At 64.4% G+C, this 21,097-nt stretch carries 14 protein-coding genes; 12 read left to right on the top strand and 2 right to left on the bottom strand.

Features of this window, described 5'->3' with window-relative positions; all coding sequences use genetic code 11:
• Positions 1-228 precede the first annotated feature (228 nt).
• Genes ACJJV2_RS14390 through ACJJV2_RS14380 form a run of 3 tightly spaced genes read left to right on the top strand, consistent with a single transcriptional unit; the run spans position 229 to position 3,859 of the window.
• Entirely contained in the window at positions 229-753 is a 525-nt protein-coding gene (locus tag ACJJV2_RS14390; RefSeq protein ID WP_405281880.1) for a hypothetical protein, read from the top strand.
• 60 nt (positions 754-813) lie between these two features.
• Entirely contained in the window at positions 814-2,973 is a 2,160-nt protein-coding gene (locus ACJJV2_RS14385) for a VWA domain-containing protein (protein WP_405281877.1), read from the top strand.
• A complete protein-coding gene (locus ACJJV2_RS14380) occupies positions 2,966-3,859 on the top strand; it encodes a class II glutamine amidotransferase (protein ID WP_107335499.1) in 894 nt (297 codons plus the stop codon). Before ACJJV2_RS14385 ends, ACJJV2_RS14380 begins: the two co-directional genes overlap by 8 nt.
• A 136-nt stretch (positions 3,860-3,995) precedes the next feature.
• On the opposite strand, the gene cysK is transcribed toward ACJJV2_RS14380, so the two are convergent.
• Positions 3,996-4,961, bottom strand: coding sequence for a cysteine synthase A (gene cysK / locus ACJJV2_RS14375; protein WP_043333985.1), 966 nt, complete (start codon positions 4,959-4,961; stop codon positions 3,996-3,998).
• 520 nt (positions 4,962-5,481) lie between these two features.
• Between cysK and ACJJV2_RS14370 the strand changes: the two genes are divergently transcribed.
• From ACJJV2_RS14370 to ACJJV2_RS14345, 6 genes are all read left to right on the top strand, one after another.
• Positions 5,482-7,242 carry an AMP-binding protein gene (locus ACJJV2_RS14370; RefSeq protein ID WP_405281874.1) on the top strand — a complete coding sequence of 587 codons (1,761 nt, stop codon included), beginning with the start codon at positions 5,482-5,484 and terminating at the stop codon, positions 7,240-7,242.
• 220 nt (positions 7,243-7,462) lie between these two features.
• Positions 7,463-11,629 carry an ATP-dependent RNA helicase HrpA gene (gene hrpA, locus ACJJV2_RS14365; protein ID WP_405281872.1) on the top strand — a complete coding sequence of 1,389 codons (4,167 nt, stop codon included), beginning with the start codon at positions 7,463-7,465 and terminating at the stop codon, positions 11,627-11,629.
• A gap of 398 nt (positions 11,630-12,027) precedes the next feature.
• Positions 12,028-13,212 carry a beta-ketoacyl-ACP synthase III gene (locus ACJJV2_RS14360; RefSeq protein ID WP_054555452.1) on the top strand — a complete coding sequence of 395 codons (1,185 nt, stop codon included), beginning with the start codon at positions 12,028-12,030 and terminating at the stop codon, positions 13,210-13,212.
• Between the two features lie 135 nt (positions 13,213-13,347).
• Positions 13,348-14,109 (top strand): VacJ family lipoprotein, encoded by a 762-nt coding sequence (locus ACJJV2_RS14355; RefSeq protein ID WP_107335497.1) that lies wholly within the window; start codon positions 13,348-13,350, stop codon positions 14,107-14,109.
• Between the two features lie 116 nt (positions 14,110-14,225).
• The gene (locus tag ACJJV2_RS14350; RefSeq protein ID WP_043333982.1) at positions 14,226-15,377 is read left to right on the top strand and encodes a PP2C family protein-serine/threonine phosphatase; all 1,152 of its coding nucleotides are present in this window, start codon (positions 14,226-14,228) and stop codon (positions 15,375-15,377) included.
• The gene (locus tag ACJJV2_RS14345) at positions 15,370-15,924 is read left to right on the top strand and encodes an STAS domain-containing protein (protein ID WP_043333981.1); all 555 of its coding nucleotides are present in this window, start codon (positions 15,370-15,372) and stop codon (positions 15,922-15,924) included. Before ACJJV2_RS14350 ends, ACJJV2_RS14345 begins: the two co-directional genes overlap by 8 nt.
• A 169-nt stretch (positions 15,925-16,093) precedes the next feature.
• On the opposite strand, the gene tal is transcribed toward ACJJV2_RS14345, so the two are convergent.
• Positions 16,094-17,032 (bottom strand): transaldolase, encoded by a 939-nt coding sequence (gene tal, locus ACJJV2_RS14340; protein ID WP_043333980.1) that lies wholly within the window; start codon positions 17,030-17,032, stop codon positions 16,094-16,096.
• Positions 17,033-17,356: 324 nt separating this feature from the next.
• Here tal and ACJJV2_RS14335 point away from each other — a divergent pair, with 324 nt between their 5' ends.
• The 3 genes from ACJJV2_RS14335 (at position 17,357) to pstC (ending at position 21,088) form a co-directional block, all read left to right on the top strand.
• Complete coding sequence (locus ACJJV2_RS14335) at positions 17,357-18,574, top strand: Bcr/CflA family multidrug efflux MFS transporter (protein WP_405281868.1); 1,218 nt, start codon at positions 17,357-17,359, stop codon at positions 18,572-18,574.
• Between the two features lie 112 nt (positions 18,575-18,686).
• A complete protein-coding gene (locus tag ACJJV2_RS14330) occupies positions 18,687-19,703 on the top strand; it encodes a substrate-binding domain-containing protein (RefSeq protein ID WP_043333978.1) in 1,017 nt (338 codons plus the stop codon).
• Between the two features lie 128 nt (positions 19,704-19,831).
• A complete protein-coding gene (pstC, locus tag ACJJV2_RS14325; RefSeq protein WP_043333977.1) occupies positions 19,832-21,088 on the top strand; it encodes a phosphate ABC transporter permease subunit PstC in 1,257 nt (418 codons plus the stop codon).
• Positions 21,089-21,097: the final 9 nt, after the last annotated feature.

Here is a 21,097-nt window from a genome sequence, read left to right as displayed (position 1 = left end):
GGGCATGGAGTGTAACATTGAGCCTGTCCCACAGCGTGCGCAAGCCCTTGCCTCATGGGAGGCATCGCCGCCGTGAGAGATGAATGCGCAGCCTCTGGTGCCACGCAACGTGTGGCCCCGATGATGGGATGACTCGATGGCTGAACTGAGGGGCCGGCTGCTTCTGCACAGGAGAGGCACCCCTCAGAATGTCAGTCTCGACAGGATGTTATGACAGGAGTGAAGGGCATGATGATTTCCGATTCGCTGCCGCAGATGTGGCTGATCTATTTTGGCCTGGCGGCGGTAGTGCTGTTTACCGGCTATATGGCGGTGCGAATACTGCCGCGTTTCCTGCGCTGGATCCTCGTCGGCGGCATCGCCGGCATGATCGCCGTGCCGACCAGTTTTCACGTCACGGCCAGCGTCGCGGAAGATGCCTACACCGGCCTTGCGCCGGCCATCGTGGCCTTTGCCGTCAGCGTGGTGCAGAAGGATGGTGGTGGCATGGCCTCGGCCTTCGGCATGCTGGTACTGGGCATCGGGGCCGGCGTGGTGCTGGGGCTGGTGATCTGGTGGCTGGGACGCGGACGTGAACAGCGTCGCCGCGCCGCCCAGCAGCGCCGCGAGCCTCATGGCCACGAGCAGGAAGATGAGGAAGTGCGCGAGGGCCACGCCGCTGGCGCCAGCTTGCGTAGCGAGAAACGTGGCAGCCCGGCTCGTGCGTCGGCGCGTACCCGCGCAGGCCGTGACCGTCAGGAACCGTCGCTCTGATCGAGCGTCGTTCGATCAGCGCCAGCCGTGCATTGTCCGAGCGTGGACTAAGGATCTGTCATGCCCCGTGATGTAGCTGTCACTTCGTCTCTTGAGCCAGTCCGTTCACCAGGGCTTGCGTCCGGCTCTTCATCCGGCCCTCTAGCGAAGGGTGCGGGGGCGCGCTGGCTGGCGGCCCTGATGCTGGCGGGCATCAGCCTCGCGTCGCCCTCGGCCTTCGCCGAGCAGGCATCGCCAGCGGCCAACGCCTCGGCCAGCGAGCCGGTCAGTGAGTCGGTCAGTGAGTCGGTAGGTGAGTCGGTAGATGAGTCGGCCAGCGAACAGGCTGAGCAGATGCCGTTCGTGGCCCGCGATGTCGCGAGTGACGCGAACGCAGCCAGTGGCTCGGCGCGCGACATTGCGCCTGACCTGCGCATGGCGATCGATGTCTCCGGCAGCATGAAGCACAACGACCCGACCAATCTGCGCGCCAGTGCGCTGGACCTGCTGGTCACCTTGCTGCCGGAGCGCTCGCGTGCGGGGCTGTGGGGCTTCGGTGAGCAGGTACAGCCCCTGCTGGCACTGGGCGCGGTCGATGCGGGCTGGAAGCAGGCCGCCCGCGGCCTGGAAGGGCGGCTGGACGATTACGAGCAGTACACCGATCTCGAGGCAGGGCTGCGAGCCGCCGCTGAAGGCGCCGATGCGAGCATCGATGGCCAAGGGCCGCGTCAGGTCATTCTGCTCTCCGATGGCATGGTCGACCTGCGTGAACCGAGCAGCGAGAAGGCCGCCTCGGACAGCGCCTCGCGCCAGCGCATCACCGATGAGCTGACGCCACAGCTGGCGGCGCACAACATCACGGTGCATACCGTCGCGCTGTCGCGCAATGCCGATATCGATCTGCTGCAGCAGGTCGCCGATGGCACTGGCGGGCTGGCGACGGTCGCCGAGACCCCGGAAGACCTGCTGCGTGCCTTCCTCGGGGCGCTCGACCGTATCGTGCCCGGCGAGCTGGTGCCGCTCGAGGACAAGCGCTTCACCATCGATGGCAGTGTCGAGGAATTCACGGCGCTGGTCTTCCATGGCCCCGATGACAGCGCGCCGGTATTGATCGCGCCGGATGGTCAGCGCTACTCGCTGGCCGACGAGGCGTCGTTGCCCGAGAGCGTGCGTTGGGAACATCAGCCGCGCTATGACCTGATCACCGTGACCGACCCCGAGGCCGGGCAGTGGCGTATCGAAGGGCAGGTAGGCGTCGACAGTCGCATCACCGTGGTGTCAGACCTGGCGCTGGTGTCGCGCCCGCTGCCCGCCACGCTGTATCGCGGCTTTGGCTATTCCCTCTCAGCCTCGCTGGTCGACGGCGCACGTGATGTCGCTGAGCAGGACTTCCTGGCGACGCTGGACGGCAATGCGCGTCTGGTGCCGGAAGACGAGGGTGGCATGTCAGCAGAAACGGCAGCCGTGACCAGCGCCCAGCAGCGCGGTCTTGAGCGTGACGGCGCGGAGTTCAGCGTCAACATGCCGCCGCCGCAGCAACCGGGTGGCGCTCGCCTGACGCTGACCATCGAGGGCCAGCGCGATGGCGCGCCCTTTGCACGTCAGTTGAGCCAGCGCACCAGTGTGGTCGACCCGCTGCTGGTCGAGCCGATCGGTGGCAATGCGCAGAATGCGACGCCGCCGAGCGCGCTGGAGGTCAGCGCGCGTCATCCGCTGCTCAACACCGCCAATACCCAGCTGGACGCGACGCTGCAGGGCGAGCCGTTGAGCGTGGCGGAAGCGGGCGAGAGTCGTTGGCGTATCGAGCTGCCGCCGCTGGAGCGTGATGTCAGTGCCGATGTGCAGATCAGCGCGCGCATCGCACTGGGCGGGAGCTCGCGGGTGATCGATCTGGCGCCCTATACCCTCAACGAGAATGCGGCGCGGCGTGCCGCCAATCTGGACCGCTCGCCCATCGAGGGCGAGTCCTTCGGTGAGATTCAGGGCCTGGATCAGGCGGTAGAGGAGAAGGAAGACCTCAATGATCTGCTGATGAAGGGCCGCCTGCCCATCGACAAGGTGCCTGCGTTGATCAGTCAGTGGTTCGAAGGAGCTTCGGACTTTGCCCAGCGTGAGGCAGAATCACCGCAAAGCCGCATGATCGCTTACGCCGTGGCCGGTGTGATCGGCCTGCTGGTAGTGATCATGTTGGTGCGTCGCATGACGCGCAAGCCGACTCAGCGGGAGGAACCCCATGTGTGAACTGCTCGGCATGAGTGCCAATGTGCCGACCGATATCTGCTTCAGCTTCGCCGGTTTTCTGCAGCGAGGCGGGGGTACTGGTCCGCACCGCGATGGTTGGGGAATCGCCTTCTATGAAGAGGGCGGTTATCGCGAATTCCGTGACCCGCATCCGTCGGTGGATTCGCCCATCGCGCGCATGATTCTCGACTATCCGATCAAGTCGCAGATGGTCATCAGTCATATCCGTCAGGCCAATGTCGGCCAGGTGACGCTGGCCAATACCCACCCGTTCACGCGCGAGCTGTGGGGCCGGCAGTGGTGCTATGCCCACAATGGTCAGCTGGCGGACTGGCAGGCACTGCCCCTGCCGTACTATCGCCCGGTGGGCAGCACGGACAGCGAGCACGCTGCCTGCTTCCTGCTCGGCGAGATCCGGCGTGCCTTCCCGAATCCGCCGGCGCGGTGCGAAGACCTGTGGCGGCATCTGCACGCCCAGTGCGAGCGTCTGCGCGGGCTTGGCGTCTTCAATCTGCTGCTCTCCGACGGCGTGCATCTCTACGCCTACTGCTCCACCAAGCTGGCGCACATCACGCGCCGTGCGCCCTTCGGGCAGGCGAGCCTCACCGACTTCGAGATGAGCGTCGACTTCCAGCAGCACACCACCGATGCCGATGTGGTCTCGGTGATCGCCACCGATCCGCTGACCGACAATGAGCAATGGCAGCGCCTGCTGCCGGGGCAGTTGGTCGTGTTCCGCGAAGGCGAGCTGGTCGCCAGTCTTGGTGGCGAGTTGCCGCTGAGCCAGGAAGAGTCAGGGCAGGAGCAGGCCGAGAGCGGGGCGGTCGATCGCACCGCGACCGCGCGCCGCAAGCCGGATTGGCTGGCTTCTGACTTGAGCTGCTGACGTTTGGCTGAGTCGCTGACGTTTGGCTGAGTCGCTGACGCTGAGCGACGCAGAAAGAGCGTGAACGCCAGACACACGAAGGGCCGCAATCGCGGCCCTTCGTGTTTGCGGCTTTTGCCTGGTCAACGCGTGAGGCTCAGCCTTCGACGTCGTCGAACATGCCGGCGAACATCGGCGAGGACAGGTAGCGCTCGCCGCTGTCCGGCAGGATGACGACGATGGACTTGTCGGCGTAGGCGGGGTCTTCCGCCAGACGCAGCGCCGCGGTCATCGCCGCCCCGCAGGAGATGCCGCACATGATGCCTTCTTCCTGCATGATGCGACGCGCCATGGCCATGGCGTCTTCACTGGCGACCGGCTCGACGCGGTCGATCAGCGCCAGGTCCAGGTTGTCGGGAATGAAGTTGGCACCGATGCCCTGGATCTTGTGCGGGGCCGGCGTGATCGACTCGCCCTGCATGCGCTGGGTGATGATGGCGGATTCCGCCGGCTCCACCGCCACGGCTTCGAGTGACTGGCCGCGCACCGTCTTGAAGTAGCGGGCGATGCCGCTGATGGTGCCGCCGGTACCGACGCCCGCCACCAGCACGTCCATCTCGCCATCCAGCGCGTCCCACAGCTCCGGGCCGGTGGTCTCTTCGTGGATGCGCGGGTTGGCCGGGTTGGAGAACTGCTGCGGCAGGAAGTAGCGTTCCGGCTCGGCCTTCTGCAGCTCGCAGGCCTTGTCAATGGCGCCCTGCATGCCCTTGGCCGGGTCGGTCAGCACCAGGTTGGCGCCGAGGGATTTCAGCACCTTGCGGCGTTCCATGCTCATGGAGGAGGGCATGGTCAGGGTGACGGGGTAGCCACGCGCCGCCCCGACGAAGGCCAGCGCGATGCCGGTGTTGCCGGAGGTCGGCTCGATGATTTCCATGCCCGGCTTGAGCACGCCGCGTTCCTCGGCGTCCCACACCATGCTGGCACCGATACGGCACTTGACCGAGAACGCCGGGTTGCGGGCTTCCACCTTGGCGTACAGGCGTGGATGGCTGCTGAGGCGGTTGATCTTGACCAGCGGCGTATTGCCGATGGCTTGCGAGTTGTCCTGATAGATCTTGGCCATGCGAGGTCCTCTGGGTATCTGGCGGCTAGACAGCGAGCATGCCCGCTGCTTGAGTGAAGTGATGATGCTCAGCAACGGCTGTCGCGACTGTATGAGCATAAGGTTAAGGGCTAGCCGAGCGCGACTCAAAGGCCTGAAGCGCATAACGACATGGCAAGGTTGGCAGTCGCGGCTAGTCTCTGACCAAGGTCGTACAAGAGTAGTGGTTTGATTTAACGACACTTTTTCGGATGTGAACGATGGTTTCAATCGGTCGTTTTACATCATTGGCCTGACTGGTTAAGGTGAAGCGCGGCGGCCCTGGAGGTTCTTGCCGGGGTGTCGTCGGTGCGTTGCCGGCACCTGCGCGCGCGTTGTCGCGCCGTCCTTTTCCCCATCACGCCGTCATTCATGTCATTGTTCACATGTGGGCGTGACGCCCTGATAACAACAAGTGCTGAATTCTCGCCTGTGGCTGCCAGTGAAAGACTCCGCGCCCGGCCACGATCCAGCAGACGAATGCAGTCATGGAGCCCAAGCCATGCATGATGCCAATCCTGCCAACGCCCCGGCAGACCCGGAAGCCGACAAGGCGTCTGATCACGCTGGCCCCGTGACCGGGGATGCCAACCTGATCGTCAGCGGTGAGCCGTTGTCCGGTCTCGAGGATTACCCCTCGATTCTCGAGGTCTTCGAGGCCAGCTGCGCCAACTATGCCGAGCGTCCGGCCTTCAGCTGCATGGACAAGACGCTCAGCTACGCCGATGTGGACCGCCTGTCGCGCAATTTCGCCGCCTGGCTGGAACACGAGACCGGCCTTGAGCCCGGTGATCGCATCGCCATCCAGCTGCCGAATCTGCTGCAGTTCCCGGTGGCGGTATTCGGCGCGCTGCGCGCCGGTCTGGTGGTGGTCAACACCAACCCGCTCTACACCGAGCGAGAGATGCAGCACCAGTTCCATGACTCCGGCGCCCGCGCCATCGTGATTCTGGCCAACATGGCGGACAAGCTCGAGAAGGTGCTCAAGCGCACCGACATCGAGGAGGTCATCATCACCGAGATCGGTGACCTGCATGACTTCCCCAAGCGTCCGCTGATCAACCTGGCGGTGCGCTACGTCAAGAAGATGGTGCCGAAGTACCACCTGCCCGACGCACACGGCCTACGTGACGTGCTCAAGCGCGGGGCGGGGCTCTCGCACACGCGTGTCACGCGCCAGCCCGAGGACATCGCCGCGCTGCAGTACACCGGCGGTACCACCGGCGTCGCCAAGGGCACCATGCTGACCCACCGCAATCTGGTCGCCAACATGCTGCAGGCGCGTGGCGTGATCAGTGATGTGCTCAATGAAGGCCAGGAGGTGCTGATCGCGCCGCTGCCGGTCTATCACATCTATACCTTCACGGTGAATTGCCTCTACAGCATGGAGAGCGGCAACCACAGCGTGCTGATCACCAATCCGCGCGATATCGATGGCTTCATCAAGACACTGGCCAAGACACCGTTCACCGCCTTCGTCGGCCTCAACACGCTGTTCTCGGCGCTATGTCAGCGTGATGACTTCAAGGCGCTGGACTTCTCGAGTCTCAAGCTGACCATCTCCGGCGGCATGGCGCTGACGCGCAGCGCGGCCGAACGCTGGGAAGCCGTCACCGGCTGCCCGATCGCTGAGGGCTACGGCATGACCGAGACCTCGCCCATCGTCAGCTTCAATCCGCCGCGCGAGCTGCAGCTGGGCACCATCGGCAAGCCGGTGCCGGGCACCGAGCTCAAGGTGGTGGACGCCGATGGAGTGACGCTGGGGCGCGATGCGCCGGGCGAGCTGTGCGTGCGCGGCCCCCAGGTGATGAAGGGCTACTGGCAGCGTGACGACGCCACGCGTGAGGCGATGGATGACGAAGGCTTCATCCGCACCGGCGATATCGCGGTCATCCAGCAAGATGACTTCGTGCGCATCGTCGATCGCAAGAAGGACATGATCATCGTCTCCGGCTTCAATGTGTTCCCCAACGAGATCGAGGACGTGGTCAGCGGCCATCCGGATATCGTCGAGGCGGCGGCAGTGGGCGTGCCGGACGAGCAGAGCGGCGAGGCGATCAAGCTGTTCGTGGTCTCAAGCAACCCGGATCTGGATCGCGACAGCCTGCGCAGCTGGTGCAAGGAGCAGTTGACCGGCTACAAGGTGCCGCGTTTCGTCGAATTCCGCGATGAACTGCCCAAGACCAACGTCGGCAAGGTGCTGCGCCGTGAGCTGCGCGACAGCGAAGAGAGCGGTGGCAATACGCCGCTACGCGAGCACTGAGGGCAGCGCTGAGCCGGTGGCATGGCAGGGAACAAGCGCCACCAAGGTTGGGCGCGGCTACGCGCAGGGCTACAATGGACGGCCCGTCACTTGTTGACGGGCCGTTTTGTCATTCAGGCGTCATGGCTTGCTGCCTCGTGCAGGCGAGCGTGAGGCTGAATTCCCGAGAGTTTCCGGCTGCGCGCGTGGCGTGTGGTCGCTGGTTGAGAAGAGGCAGTCCTTGAGCGACACCGCTACCGCACCGTCCGAACATGCGCGTCTTGAAGCCCTCGCGGCTCGCCTTGAACGCGCCCTGAGCCGTGATCAGCGCGAGCTGGGCAAGCGCCTGGCTGGCCTGCGGCGGCGTCTCAAGGAAGGCAAGCCGGTCGATCGTGCCATCAACGACATCGAGAGCCGCCTGGAGGCGAGTATCGCCCAGCGCGCTGCGCGCGAGACGACACTGGCACGCTGGCAGACACCCGCCGCGCTCAACTATCCGCCGGAACTGCCGGTGGTGGAGCGTCGCGAAGATATCCTCGCCGCGCTTGCCGAACATCAGATCGTGGTGGTCGCCGGTGAGACCGGCTCGGGCAAGACCACCCAGCTGCCCAAGCTGTGTCTGGAGATGGGGCTGGGGCGCAACGGCCTGATCGGCCACACCCAGCCACGCCGTCTGGCGGCGCGCTCGGTGGCGGCGCGTCTGGCCGAGGAGCTCGAGACGACACTCGGCGAGACGGTCGGGTATCAGGTGCGCTTCAACGACACCACCGGCCCGTCGACGCTGATCAAGCTGATGACCGACGGTATCCTGCTGGCGGAAACCCAGCATGACCCGGACCTGAGCCGCTACGAGGCGATCATCATCGATGAGGCCCACGAGCGCAGTCTGAACATCGACTTCCTGCTCGGTTACCTCAAGCGTCTCACCGCACGCCGTCCGGACCTCAAGATCATCATCACCTCGGCGACCATCGACGTGGAGCGCTTCAGTCAGCACTTCGCGGCCCAGGATGGCACGCCGGCGCCCATCGTCTCGGTCAGCGGGCGCAACTTCCCGGTCGAGACCCAGTACCTGCCGCTGGTGCGCGATGCCGAGGATGAGGAAGACCTCAGCCTGCAGGAGGGTATCCTGCGCGCGGTGGAAGAGCTGTCGGTGATCGAGCGCGACAAGGGCTGGATGCGGGGCCCGCGTGACGTGCTGATCTTCCTGCCCGGCGAGCGCGAGATCCGCGCCACCGCGGACACCCTGCGTCGCGCCCAGCTGCGCGATACCGAGGTACTGCCGCTGTACGCGCGCCTCTCCAACGAAGAGCAGAACCGCGTCTTCCAGCCGCATCGTGGTCGCCGCATCGTGCTGGCCACCAATGTCGCCGAGACCTCGCTGACCGTGCCGGGCATCCGCTACGTGATCGACCCGGGCCTGGTGCGCATCAGCCGCTACAGCTATCGCTCCAAGATCCAGCGTCTGCCGGTGGAACCGATCAGCCAGGCCAGCGCCAATCAGCGCAAGGGCCGCTGCGGGCGTATCGCCGAAGGCCTGTGCATCCGCCTCTACAACGAGGAGGACTTCCTCGCGCGCCCGGAATACACCGAGCCGGAAATCCAGCGCACCAACCTGGCCTCGGTGATCCTGTCGATGCTGTCGCTCAAGCTGGGCGATATCGAGAAGTTTCCCTTCGTCGATGCGCCGGATTCGCGCTTCGTCACCGATGGCTTCCGTCTGCTGCGCGAACTGGGCGCGGTGGATGAACACAACCGTCTGAGCCGTGATGGCCGCACCCTGGCGCGCCTGCCCATCGACCCGCGTCTGGCGCGCATGGTGCTTGAGGGCGCCACGCGCGGCTGTCTGCGTGAAGTGCTGATCATCGTCAGTGCGCTGTCGATCCAGGACCCGCGCGAGCGCCCTGCCGACAAGCGCCAGCAGGCCGATCAGATCCACCACGAGTGGGATGACGACAACTCCGACTTCGTCAGCTGGCTGAATCTGTGGGAAGGCTTCGAACTGGCGCGGGATGCGCTGGGGGCCAACCCGCTACGCCGCTGGTGCAAGGCGCGCTTCCTCAACTATCTGCGCCTGCGCGAGTGGCATGACACCTTCCGCCAGCTCAAGCAGCTGACGCGCGACCTGGGGCTGGAGATGACCAGCGCCCAGCATGAGCGCGACGCCGAGGCGCAGGCCGAGGTCACCGCGCGGGTACTGGCCTCACCGGGGCAGGGCCGCCGCCCGTCGGTGGCCATCGATCACGAATCACTGCATCGCGCGCTGTTGACCGGGCTGCTCTCCAATCTTGGCCTCAAGCAGGAAAATCGCGAGTATCTCGGCGCGCGCAACCGACGCTTCTTCGTTCACCCGGGCTCCGGCGTGGCCAAGAAGTCGCCCAAGTGGGTAATGGCGGCCGAGATGGTCGAGACCACCAAGCTCTACGCGCGTCAGGTCGCGGCGATCAAGCCCGAGTGGGTCGAGCCGCTGGCCGAGCATCTGGTCAAGCGCAGCTACAGCGAGCCGCACTGGGAGATGAAGCGTGCCCAGGTGGTCGCCAGTGAGCAGGTGACCCTGTTCGGGCTGCCCATCGTCACCGCGCGCAAGGTGCATTACGGCCCGCTGGCGCCGGAAGAGTCTCGCGAGCTGTTCATTCGCCGTGCGCTGGTCGAGGGCGAATTCCAGACCCGTGCGCCGTTCTTCGCCCACAATCGCGGCCTGATGGATGAGGTCGGTGAGCTTGAGGACCGCGCGCGCAAGCGGGACATCCTCGTCGACGAAGAGACGCTGTTCGCCTTCTACGCCGAGCGGATTCCGGAAGGCATCTACAACGGGCGCAGCTTCGACAAGTGGCGCAAGGAGGCCGAGCGCGACAACCCCGATGTCCTGCATCTGAATCTCGACGACCTGATGGCGCGCGACGCCGAGGAAGTCACCGTCGCGCGCTACCCCGAACAGCTGCACCACAACAGCGTCGCCTACCCGCTGAGCTATCACTTCGCGCCCGGTGCGGTGGATGACGGCGTGACGATGATCGTGCCGGCGGCGATGCTCTCGCAGCTGCCGCGCTATCGCATCGAATGGCTGGTGCCGGGGCTGTTGCGTGACAAGGCCATCGCGCTGATGAAGTCGCTGCCCAAGCAGTACCGCAAGCAGGTGGTGCCGATTCCCAACTGGGTCGATGCCGCACTTGAGGCGCTGACCCCGGACGACGTGCCGCTGACCGATGCGCTGGCCGAGTTCATGCGCGTCAAGACTGGCCTGCGCCTGCCGCAGGATGCCTGGGCGCCCGAAACGCTGGAACCGCACCTGAAGATGAATCTGCGCATCGTCGATCAGGACAGCAAGGTGCTGGGCGAAGGGCGTGATATCGAGGCGCTGGAAGCGCGCTTCAAGGACTCGGCCGCGGCCGCCGCACGGGCGATGGCCAGCCGCAGCCGTGAAGCCGACAGCGAAGTGCTGGAAGATCTGCCGGAGGCGCCGATCGCCACCTCGCACAGCACCACCCAGGCGGGCATTCGCGTCGAGGCCTATCCGGCACTGGTGGTGAAGGCGGCGGCGCCTGCCGACAGCAGCATGAGCGCCAAGCAGCGCAAGCTGGCGCGCAAGACCGGCAAGAACAGCGCGCCGTCCAGTCATGCGCCTGCCAGCGCGACGGCTCAGGTCGAGCAGAATCTGAGCGTGGAGCTGTTCGATCATCCGGCCAAGGCCGCCGCCGCGCACCGCGATGGCATCACGCGTCTGGCGATGGCACGCCTGCCGGACCAGGTGCGCTATCTGGACCGTGACCTCAAGGCGCTGGAGCGCTGTGCGCTGCTGTTCGCCAAGGTCGGCACGCGTCGCCAGCTGGCGGATGACTTCATCTACAGCGTCTTCGAGCAGGTGATGGCCGTCGAGCCGCTGCCGCGTTCGCGCAGCGAGCTGCAGGCGCGTCTCGATGACAGGCGGGCCGAGCTGGTGCCGCACGCCGAGGCGCTGCTCAAGCCGCTGGAAGCCGCACTCAAGCAGCATCTGGAGCTTTCCAAGCGCCTCAAGGGCAAGATCGACTTCTCGATGGCGCTGGTGGTGGCTGATCTCAAGGCCCAGCAGGCGCGCCTGATCACACCGGGCTTCATCCAGGCCTCCGGTGAATGGCTGCATCAGCTGCCGCGCTATGTGGAGGCGATGCTGATCCGTCTCGACAAGGCGCCGCGTGAGCGCATGCGCGACCAGCGTGACATGGAGGAGGTCAAGGGCTTCGAATCCCGCCTTGATGCCCGTCTGAGCAAGGCGCGCGAGCAGGGGCTGCCGGATGCGGAGCTGGAAGAGTTCGGCTGGTGGCTGCAGGAACTGCGCGTCTCGCTGTTTGCCCAGCAGCTCGGCACCCTGGAGACCGTCTCCGCCAAGCGCCTCGAGAAGCGCTGGCAGGAGCTGATGGCGCGCCGCTGATGTCCTGAGGCTGGGCTCTGTCCTGGCTGAAGCTCTGCCTTGTGAAGCTCTGTCCTGGCTGAAGCTCTGCCTTGTCTGGGGCCATTCCAGGGCGCTGTGCGTGGCATCAGGGGCTTGCGTGACCGGTACGTGGAGGCGTGCCGCGGCGGGATGGCCCAAGCTGCAGACAGGAATTGCTGTTTAAGCATTCACTGTGATCGCCCGACAAATGCTGACTCGGGCGTCTGGAATCGCCGAGACAGCGTACACTGAACATGGGGCATGACGACGCGGCGCCGGGTCGTGCCCCGCTCAATTCTGGTGATATCCCGCGGGATAGCACTGTCAGGAGTGGATGCATGCCAAACAATGACAATGATCACGCTGCCGAGACGCAACACGCCAACGCCGGTCAGTCCATGAGCGCCAGCGGCAATCATCGCGTACTGATCACCGGCAGCGGGCTCTACACGCCGCCCAATGCCATCAGCAACGAGGCATTGGTGGCGTCCTTCAATGCCTGGGTGGCGGCGGACAATGCCGCCAACGCCGACGCCATCGCACGTGGTGAGCGTGAGGCGCGCACCGAGTCCAGCGCCGAATTCATCGTCAAGGCCTCGGGTATCCACAGCCGCTACGTGCTGGATGCCGAGGGCATTCTCGACCCGGAGCGCATGCGCCCACGTCTGCCGGCGCGCGCCAATGACCAGCCCTCGGTGCAGTGCGAGATGGGCGTGGCGGCCGCGCGTGAAGCGCTGGCGGCGGCGGGCGTCAACGCCGCGGACCTGGATCTGGTCATCGTGGCCTGTTCCAACCTCGAGCGCCCCTATCCGGCGGTGGCGGTGGAACTGCAGGCCGCGCTCGAGGCCGGTGGCTATGCCTTCGACATGAACGTGGCGTGCAGCTCCGCCACCTTCGGCATCGAGACCGCCGCCAACGCGATTCGCAGCGGCAGTGCCAGGCGTGTGCTGATGGTCAATCCGGAGATCTGCAGTGCGCATCTCAACTTCCGCGACCGTGACAGCCACTTCATCTTCGGGGATGCTTGCACGGCCGTGGTGCTGGAGGCGGCGGATGTCGCCACGCGCACCGATGGCTTCGAGGTGCTCGGCACGCGCCTGGTGACGCGCTTCTCCAATGCGATACGCAACAATTTCGGCTTCCTCAATCGCACGGCAGTGCTTGAGGACGATGTGGCATCCGCGATGACACTCGACAGCGCAAGCCATCGTGTAAAGGCCGATGACAAGCTGTTCATCCAGGAAGGACGGCGCGTCTTCCGCGAGGTCTGTCCGATGGTGGCCGAGCTGATCACCACCCATCTGGGCGAGATCGAGGCAGACGGCGGTGATCTTGATCGCATGTGGCTGCACCAGGCCAACCGCCACATGAACGACATGATCGCGCGTCGCGTGCTCGGGCGTGACCCGTCGAGCGAGGAAGCGCCGATCATTCTCGATCGCTACGCCAATACCAGCTCCGCGGGCTCGGTGATCGCCTTCCACCTCCATCACGCTGATCTGGCGCCGGGGAGCCTCGGGGTATTGTGTTCTTTCGGGGCAGGCTACAGTGCCGGCAGCGTGCTGCTGAAACGCTGCGGTTGAAGCAGGACATTGCGCGAATCCACGTGGCCTGTGCTGGCTCTTGGCGGGCGCGGAACGTATAAAGAAGACCGGACCTGACAGCCAGGGATGTGGCAAGGACCGCTGCAGGAATCCAATAGACTTACAGGTGACGAGATGCACACGATCAAGACTTCCCTGCCGGCACTGCTGGCCATGTCCCTGCTGGCGGGTTGCGCCAGCACCGGAGACAGCGAGCCGAACCCTCAGGACCCCTGGGAGGGCTTCAACCGTAACGTCTATACCTTCAATGACACCCTGGATCGCTATGCCCTCAAGCCGGTCGCGCAGGGCTATGACTATGTGACGCCGGAGCTGGTACAGGATGGCGTGGGCAACTTCTTCTCCAATCTGGGAGAGGTCCGCACCATGTTCAACTCGGTGCTGCAGTGGAAGTGGGCCAATGCCGGTGTCTCCACCGGCCGTCTGCTGCTCAACTCCACCGTCGGCATCGGCGGCCTGTTCGATCCGGCCAGCGAACTTGGCTGGACAGTGGACGAGGAAGACTTCGGTCAGACCCTCGCCGTCTGGGGCGCAGGGCAGGGGCCGTATCTCGTGCTGCCGCTGTTCGGTCCGAGTACCGTGCGTGATACCGCGGGCATGCCGGTGGATTACTTCGCTGATCCCGTCAACTACGTCGAAGACGACAAGGTGCGTTACGGCCTGAAGGCGCTGGATCTGGTCGATACCCGTGCCGGTCTGCTCGAGCAGGAGAAGCTGATCCAGGGCGATCGCTACAGCTTCATTCGTGATGCCTACCTGCAGCGCCGCAACTTCGAGATCAACGATGGCAAGCTGGGCGATGATCCCTTCGCCAGCGACAGCTTCGATGATGCCGATCTCGACGGTGCCTTCGCACCGGAAGACGACAGCCAGTAACGCGTCACCCGCAGCAGGCGACCGGCACCGTGAATGGGTCAGTGGTGCCGGTCGCGAGGGCAAGCAGCATCAAGACTGCGAGTGGATGGCAGTAAGGACGGGAATGAGGGGTTGGCATGGCGGATGAGCAAGGCAAGCGTCTGTTGATCGGTCTGATTGATCTTCCCGGCTCGCGGCGTGATGCGCTGGCGAACCTGTTGACGGATGAACGCTGTGCGGTGGCGGCCTGTGATGGCATCGCGACACTGCCCAGCGGGGTGGCGGTGGTGGTCGCGCATGTCGAGGCCGTTTCCAGTCATGAGTGGGCGCGTCTGGCCGAGCGCCTGCCGACGGTGGTGGTGGCCGAGAGCCGTGGCGATGAATGCCTGCTGCCGGCGGTGGAGGCCGGGCTGGTCGATTACCTCATCTCGCCGCGCGAGCATGGCTCGGTATTGCGCAGTCTGCTCAAGCGGGCGGCGGAGCATCACCAGCTGGCCCATGAGCACGCCAAGGCACGCGCGCGCCTCGAGGAGCTCAACGAGCACCTGGAGACGCATCTGGCGCTGCTGCGTCAGGACCAGCAGGCCGGTGGCCAGATCCAGCAACGTCTGCTGCCCCAGAGCGGGCAGCACATCAATGGCGTCAGCTATGAGTACTGCCTGTCGCCGTCGCTGTATCTGTCGGGTGACTTCCTCGAGTATCAGGCGATCGACGAACGCTTCAGCCTGTTCTACTTTGCGGATGTCTCCGGGCATGGCGCCTCGTCGGCCTTCGTGACCGTGTTGCTCAAGTTGTTGTTCGCACGCGCGATCCGCCACTGGGAGGAACATACGCCGGAAACCTTCGGCCCCGAGTGGCTGGCACTGCTCAACCGTGAACTGATCGACAGTGGTATCGGCAAGCATGCCACGGTGATGTGTGGTGTGATGGACCGTGACACGCGCACGCTGCATTACACCCTGGGCGCCCAGCTGCCGATGCCGGTACTGGTCACGCCTGACGGCGAACTGCGTGAGCTGGAAGGCAGCGGTCGGCCGGTGGGGCTCTTCCCAGACACCCGCTATCCAGCGTATCGTGTGGCGCTTCCTGAGCGCTTCCGTCTGTGGCTGGCCAGTGATGGTGTACTGGAATGCCTGCCGGGCGAGGCGCTGGAGGACAGGACTCGAGCACTGCATCAACGGATTCTGAGCAGTGAGGATGTGCAAGGATTGCGTCGTGGACTGGCGCTGGATGGCGAGCTGCCGGATGACCTTACCTTGATGACGCTGACAGGATTCCATGATGGATGAAGGACGTATCCAGGCCGTGTTCGAAGACGGCCTGTTCGTGCTCAAGCTATCCGGTGATGTACGCCTGACGCTGTGTGCCACGCTGGATCAGCAGGTACAGCGCGTGGCTGCGGTTGAGGGACTGGAAAGCGTGATCATCGATCTGCGCGAAGCGACCAATGTCGATTCCACCGCACTGGGCTTTCTGGCCAAGCTGGCGCTGGCGGTCCGCGACCGGCTGGTGATGCCGGCGCAGGTGGTGGCTGCCCATCCCGATGTGCTGACCATGCTCAAGGTGATGGGGTTCGACGAGGTGGCCAGTGTCGTGGACGCCGGCAGCCTGCCGGAGGCGGACCAGGCCGATCTGGACGGGGCTTCCTGCTGCAACGCGCCAGCGCTGAACGAGTCTCAGGATGACGCCGATGCCTCGCCCCAGCAGGAACAGGAGCTGCGCGGACGCATTCTCGAGGCTCACCGGCTGTTGATGTGCCTGAACGGCCACAACCGCCTGGAGTTCCAGCCGCTGATCGAGCTGCTGGAAAGTGAGGAGCATCGCCAGCCGCACTGAAGGCGCGCGCTGGGACGTTGAGCCTGACAGCACGCTGCTGAAAGCACGAACCTGACAGCACAATGCAAAAGCGCCTGCCGTGAAATACGGCAGGCGCTTTTTGTTGCCTTGGCCATTCAATGAGCTCTTGCTTAACAAGAGCTCATCATCGGCGCTATGCTCCGTTGGCTCAGTGGCTGCGCAGTTCGGCCAGCAGAGTCTCGAGCTTGCGCTGATCGGCCATGAACTTTCGGATACCTTCGCCCATCTTCTCGGTGGCCATGGCGTCTTCGTTCATGTCCCAGCGGAAGTTGGACTCGGTCAGCACTTCCGGCACGTTCTGCTCGGCATCGGCGGCCAGCAGGCGACGTTCCAGCGGGCCGGTGCTCTCGGCCAGCTCACCCAGCAGTGCCGGCGAGATGGTCAGGCGGTCACAGCCGGCCAGCGCTTCGATCTCGCCGGTGTTGCGGAAGCTGGCGCCCATCACGATGGTCTTGTAGCCGTGACCCTTGTAGTGCTCGTAGATGGCCTTGACCGACTTCACGCCCGGATCGTTGTCGCCGCTGAAGTCGGCATCCGGCTGATTGGCCTTGTGCCAGTCGAGAATACGACCGACGAAGGGCGAGATCAGCGTCACGCCGGCATCGGCACAGGCCTGGGCCTGGGCGAAGCTGAACAGCAGCGTCAGGTTGGTGCGGATGCCTTCGCGCTCGAGCTTCTCGGCGGCGCGAATGCCTTCCCAGGTGGAGGCGGTCTTGATCAGGATGCGTTCCTGACCGACGCCATTGGCGGCGTAGCGCTCGATGATGCGATGCGCGCGACGGATGGTCTCGTCGGCATCGAAGGACAGGCGGGCGCTGACCTCGGTGGAGACATAACCCGGCACCAGGCCGGCGATCTCGGTACCGATATCCACGGCCACGGCGTCGACGGCATCATCGATGTCGGTGGCCTTGCGCGCGACTTCGGTCAGGCGCTCGCGACGTGACGGGTCCTGAGCGGCCTGCAGGATCAGTGACGGGTTGGTGGTAGCATCAGTGGGCGCGAAGCGACGAATGGCCTCGAGGTCACCGGTGTCGGCGACGACGGTGGTCATTTCCTTGAGTTGGGAGAGCTTGTCCTGTGCCATGCAAGAGTTTCCTGTACTGAGCGTGAGCCACCCGAAGGGGTGAGTGGCCCTCATGAATAAGGCAAGAGGTGAAGGGCAGGGGCCGCCGGAGCGAGCGCTGCCACCGAGTGTGCACCCACGCCTGCCGGCTGTGAAGGCATCTCGGGCCGATCGCCCCAAGTGGATGATCCGCGGGGATTTCATCAGCGTGATGTGACATTCGTCACCTGTGTAGGTCAACTGTATCAATTGTGCGGCGGCGCGCCCACTGTCGTCATCTGACGGCAAGGGCGTGGCGTTTTCGGCACGTGGACATACCATCGACAAACGATTGCAGGAGGGGATGTGGACAAGCGTCAAACCCGTCAGCTGGCCTTGCTGGTCGCGGCCAATACGGCCCTGGCTCCATTGGCCATCGATGCCTATCTGCCGGCATTGCCGGCCATGGCGGAAGACCTGGCGACCACGGTGCACCATACGGAGCTGTCGCTGTCGGTCTTCCTGCTCGGCTTCTCGCTGGGGCAGCTGATCTTCGGCCCGCTGTCAGACCGTATCGGGCGCAAGCCGGTCCTGCTGTCAGGCATCTTCGTCTTCCTGCTGGCGAGTCTGGCCATCACCCAGGTCGAGAGCCTCGAGGGGCTCTATGCGCTGCGCTTCCTGCAAGCGCTGGGCGGCGGCGCCTCGGTGGTCAATTCCTCGGCGATCGTGCGCGATTGCTTCAGTGGCCGCGAGGCGGCCAAGGTGCTGTCCACCGTCGCGGTGATCATGATGCTGGCGCCCTTGATCGCGCCTGCCATCGGCAGTCTGCTGCTGGGCATGGCGGGCTGGTGGCTGATCTTCGCCTTCCTGGCCGCCTATGCCGCCTTCCTGCTGGTGGTGCTGCCGCTGCGCTTGCCCGAGACCCGGCGCAAGCGTGAGGCGGACGAGCCGCCGGCCAGCCTCCTGCAGGTCGCGCGTGACTATGCCAGCGTGCTGCGCCACGGGCCGGCGATGGGCTATGCGCTGACGCAGGCGATGGGCTTCGGCGGCATGTTCGCCTTCATCACCGCGTCGCCCTACGTCTATATGCAGCATTTCGGAGTGACGGCGGCCTGGTACCCGGTGCTGTTCGGCGCCAACATCCTGTTCATGTTCACCGCCAACCGTCTCAACGTGCGCCTGCTGTCACGTCTGTCGCCGCCGCGTCTGCTGCGCATCGGCATCGGTATCCAGCTGTCTGCCGCCATCCTGGTGGTATCGGCGTTGGCACTGGGGCTGGACCTGCTCTACGTCATCGCGCCGCTGCTGATGGTGTTCGTCGGGGCCAACGGCATGGTGGCGCCCAACGCGATCTCCTCGGCGCTGGAGTATTTCCCGCGCATCAGCGCCACGGCCAATGCGCTGATCGGCAGCATGCAGTTTGCCAGTGGCGCCGTGATCGGCATGCTGATCGCAGGTCTGGCGATGGACAGCCTGTGGCCGATGATTCTCGGCATGCTGGGCACGGCGCTGGTCAGCAATATTCTGCTGCGGGTGCTGGCAGGGCGCCGCGCCCTGGCGCGCCATGAGACGCCGTCCGACTGAGAAAGGCTTGAGCCGGCGACTGTCACACAGTTGTCATGAATGCTTGGCAAGGTACTCCCTGTAGACAAGAAGCCACCTCACTGGCTCATTCCTATCGCAAGGAGTTTCAGGCATGAAGGCGTTCCTCAAGTCCGGTCTCGCAGTGGCTGTCATCGCTGCATCAGTTGGTGCTGCAGAAGCCCGTGAACAGCTGCGCATCGTGGGTTCTTCCACGGTCTATCCGTTCTCCAGCTACGTCGCTGAAGAGCTGGGTGCCACCAGCGATTTCCCGACTCCGGTCATCGAATCCACCGGTTCCGGCGGCGGCATGAAGCTGTTCTGTGAAGGTGTCGGTGACAGCACTCCGGACATCACCAACGCCTCTCGTCGCATGAAGACGTCTGAATTCGAGCGCTGTGAAGAGAACGGCGTGACCGATATCACCGAAGCCATGATCGGCTTCGACGGTATCGCCTTCGCCCAGTCTGTCCGCGATGGCAGCATCGACCTGACCCGTGAGCAGATCACCCTGGCGGTCGCCGCTCAGGTGCCGGTCGACGGCAAGCTGGTCGACAACCCCTACACCAAGTGGTCCGAGATCGACTCCTCCCTGCCGGACCGCAAGATCACCGTCTACGGGCCGCCTTCCACTTCCGGTACCCGTGACGCCTTCGAAGAGCTGGTGATGGAAGTCTCCACCGAAGAGATGGAAGGCTACGGCGGTGAGGGTTACACCAACATCCGTCAGGACGGTCACTACATCGCTGCCGGCGAGAATGACAACCTGATCATCCAGAAGCTGGTCGAGAACACCGAAGCCTTCGGTATCTTCGGCTACTCCTTCCTCGAAGAGAATGCTGACAAGGTCGTCGGTGCTTCCATCGATGGCGTGCAGCCGGAAGCCGATGCCATCTCCTCTGGCGAGTACCCGGTCTCCCGCTCCCTGTTCTACTACGTGAAGAACCAGCACAAGGATGACGTGCCGGCTCAGCAGGCCTACAACGACCTGTTCATGAGCGAGAAGATGATCGGTGAGCTGGGCTACCTGAAGGGCATCGGTCTGATCCCGCTGCCGAAGGAAGAGCGCGCCACGCTTCGCGAGCAGGTCGCTGAGCGCACCAAGCTGACTCTGGCCGATCTCCAGAAGTAAGCAACGCAGCTGACCCTCTGACGCGGCCGGTTGCCCTTGGCAGCCGGCCCGTTTGCTTGACTGGTCGCAGGGTTTCGCAAGGCATGAAGCCTTCCCCCTGTGAACAACGCGACTCCGGGACCCGAAAGATGCAGACTCAGCAGATCTTTCTTTTCTTCATAGGCATCGTGGCGCTGGCTGGCCTGGTGGCCTTCTTCAGCGGCCGCAGCAAGGCACAGCGTGTACGTGCCAGCGGTGCTGAAATGTACGCCCAGCCGGATCAGTACGGCTGGTTCACGGCAATCTCCAGCGCAGGGCCTGCTCTGCTGGTCGGTCTGGCAGCCGTCGTTGCGATTGCCACCGCAGATATCGATATCGAAGGCATGCAGCTGCTGATCGCCAGTCTGGTCGTCGCAGCCGTCGGCCTGGTCATCGGCCTCGCCCTGGTGAAGCCGGATTTCCATGCGCGCAATGCCATCGAGACCCTCATTCGTTATGTGTTGATCGGCGCGGCGATGATCTCCATCGTCACGACGTTCGGCATTCTGGTCTCGATCATCTTCGAGGCCATCCGCTTCTTCCAGATGGAAAGCTTCTGGACCTTCATCACCGGCACCACCTGGGATCCGGGCAACAGCTTCCAGATGGCCGCCGGCCGTGGTGAAGGTGTCGAGAGCACCGCCAACTTCGGTGCCGTACCGCTGTTCGCCGGTACCTTCATGATCACCCTGATCGCGATGCTGGTGGCCATTCCCATCGGCCTGCTCGCCGCGGTCTACATGGCGGAGTTCGCCCCCGAGAGCGTGCGTACCGTCGCCAAGCCGGTGCTGGAAGTGCTCGCCGGTATCCCGACCGTGGTCTACGGCTTCTTCGCCGCCATCACCGTCGCGCCGCTGATCGTCGACATCTTCTCGCCGCTGGGCATCGAGGCGTCCTACAACAACGCGCTGGCGCCGGGTCTGGTCATGGGCATCATGATCATTCCGTTCATTTCCTCATTGTCCGATGACGTCATCACCTCCGTGCCGGACACCATGCGTCAGGGCTCTCTGGCGCTGGGCATGACCCACGGCGAGACCATCCGCAACGTCATCCTGCCGGCCGCGCTGCCGGGCATCATCTCCGCGTCTCTGCTGGCCATGTCACGCGCCCTCGGCGAGACGATGATCGTGGTGATGGCGGCGGGCATGCGTCCGAACCTGACCGCCAACCCGCTGGAAGACATGACCACCGTCACGGTGCGCATCGTTGCCGCGTTGACCGGCGACCAGGAATTCGCGAGTGCCGAGACACTGTCGGCCTTCGCGCTGGGTCTGGTGCTGTTCGTTGTCACTCTGCTGCTGAACATGGTCTCGGTGGTCCTGATCCGCCGCTTCCGTGAGAAGTACAGCGCCAACAACCTCTGAGGCCGAGAC

The organism is Cobetia sp. Ld8 (genome assembly GCF_045066615.1).
GTDB classification, from domain to species: Bacteria; Pseudomonadota; Gammaproteobacteria; order Pseudomonadales; family Halomonadaceae; genus Cobetia; species Cobetia amphilecti.
The sequence above is the reverse complement of the archived record's forward strand: the minus strand, read 5'-3'. Positions and strand labels throughout refer to the sequence as shown.

What these genes read in the sequence shown, in the direction of transcription:
- ACJJV2_RS14390 (WP_405281880.1), top strand. Translation starts at nt 229, where the DNA reads ATGATGATTTCCGATTCGCTGCCGCAGATGTGGCTGATCTATTTTGGC.
- ACJJV2_RS14385 (WP_405281877.1), top strand. Translation starts at nt 814, where the DNA reads ATGCCCCGTGATGTAGCTGTCACTTCGTCTCTTGAGCCAGTCCGTTCA.
- ACJJV2_RS14380 (WP_107335499.1), top strand. Translation starts at nt 2,966, where the DNA reads ATGTGTGAACTGCTCGGCATGAGTGCCAATGTGCCGACCGATATCTGC.
- cysK (WP_043333985.1), bottom strand. Translation starts at nt 4,961, where the DNA reads ATGGCCAAGATCTATCAGGACAACTCGCAAGCCATCGGCAATACGCCG.
- ACJJV2_RS14370 (WP_405281874.1), top strand. Translation starts at nt 5,482, where the DNA reads ATGCATGATGCCAATCCTGCCAACGCCCCGGCAGACCCGGAAGCCGAC.
- ACJJV2_RS14360 (WP_054555452.1), top strand. Translation starts at nt 12,028, where the DNA reads ATGAGCGCCAGCGGCAATCATCGCGTACTGATCACCGGCAGCGGGCTC.
- ACJJV2_RS14355 (WP_107335497.1), top strand. Translation starts at nt 13,348, where the DNA reads ATGCACACGATCAAGACTTCCCTGCCGGCACTGCTGGCCATGTCCCTG.
- ACJJV2_RS14350 (WP_043333982.1), top strand. Translation starts at nt 14,226, where the DNA reads ATGGCGGATGAGCAAGGCAAGCGTCTGTTGATCGGTCTGATTGATCTT.
- ACJJV2_RS14345 (WP_043333981.1), top strand. Translation starts at nt 15,370, where the DNA reads ATGGATGAAGGACGTATCCAGGCCGTGTTCGAAGACGGCCTGTTCGTG.
- tal (WP_043333980.1), bottom strand. Translation starts at nt 17,032, where the DNA reads ATGGCACAGGACAAGCTCTCCCAACTCAAGGAAATGACCACCGTCGTC.
- ACJJV2_RS14330 (WP_043333978.1), top strand. Translation starts at nt 18,687, where the DNA reads ATGAAGGCGTTCCTCAAGTCCGGTCTCGCAGTGGCTGTCATCGCTGCA.
- pstC (WP_043333977.1), top strand. Translation starts at nt 19,832, where the DNA reads ATGCAGACTCAGCAGATCTTTCTTTTCTTCATAGGCATCGTGGCGCTG.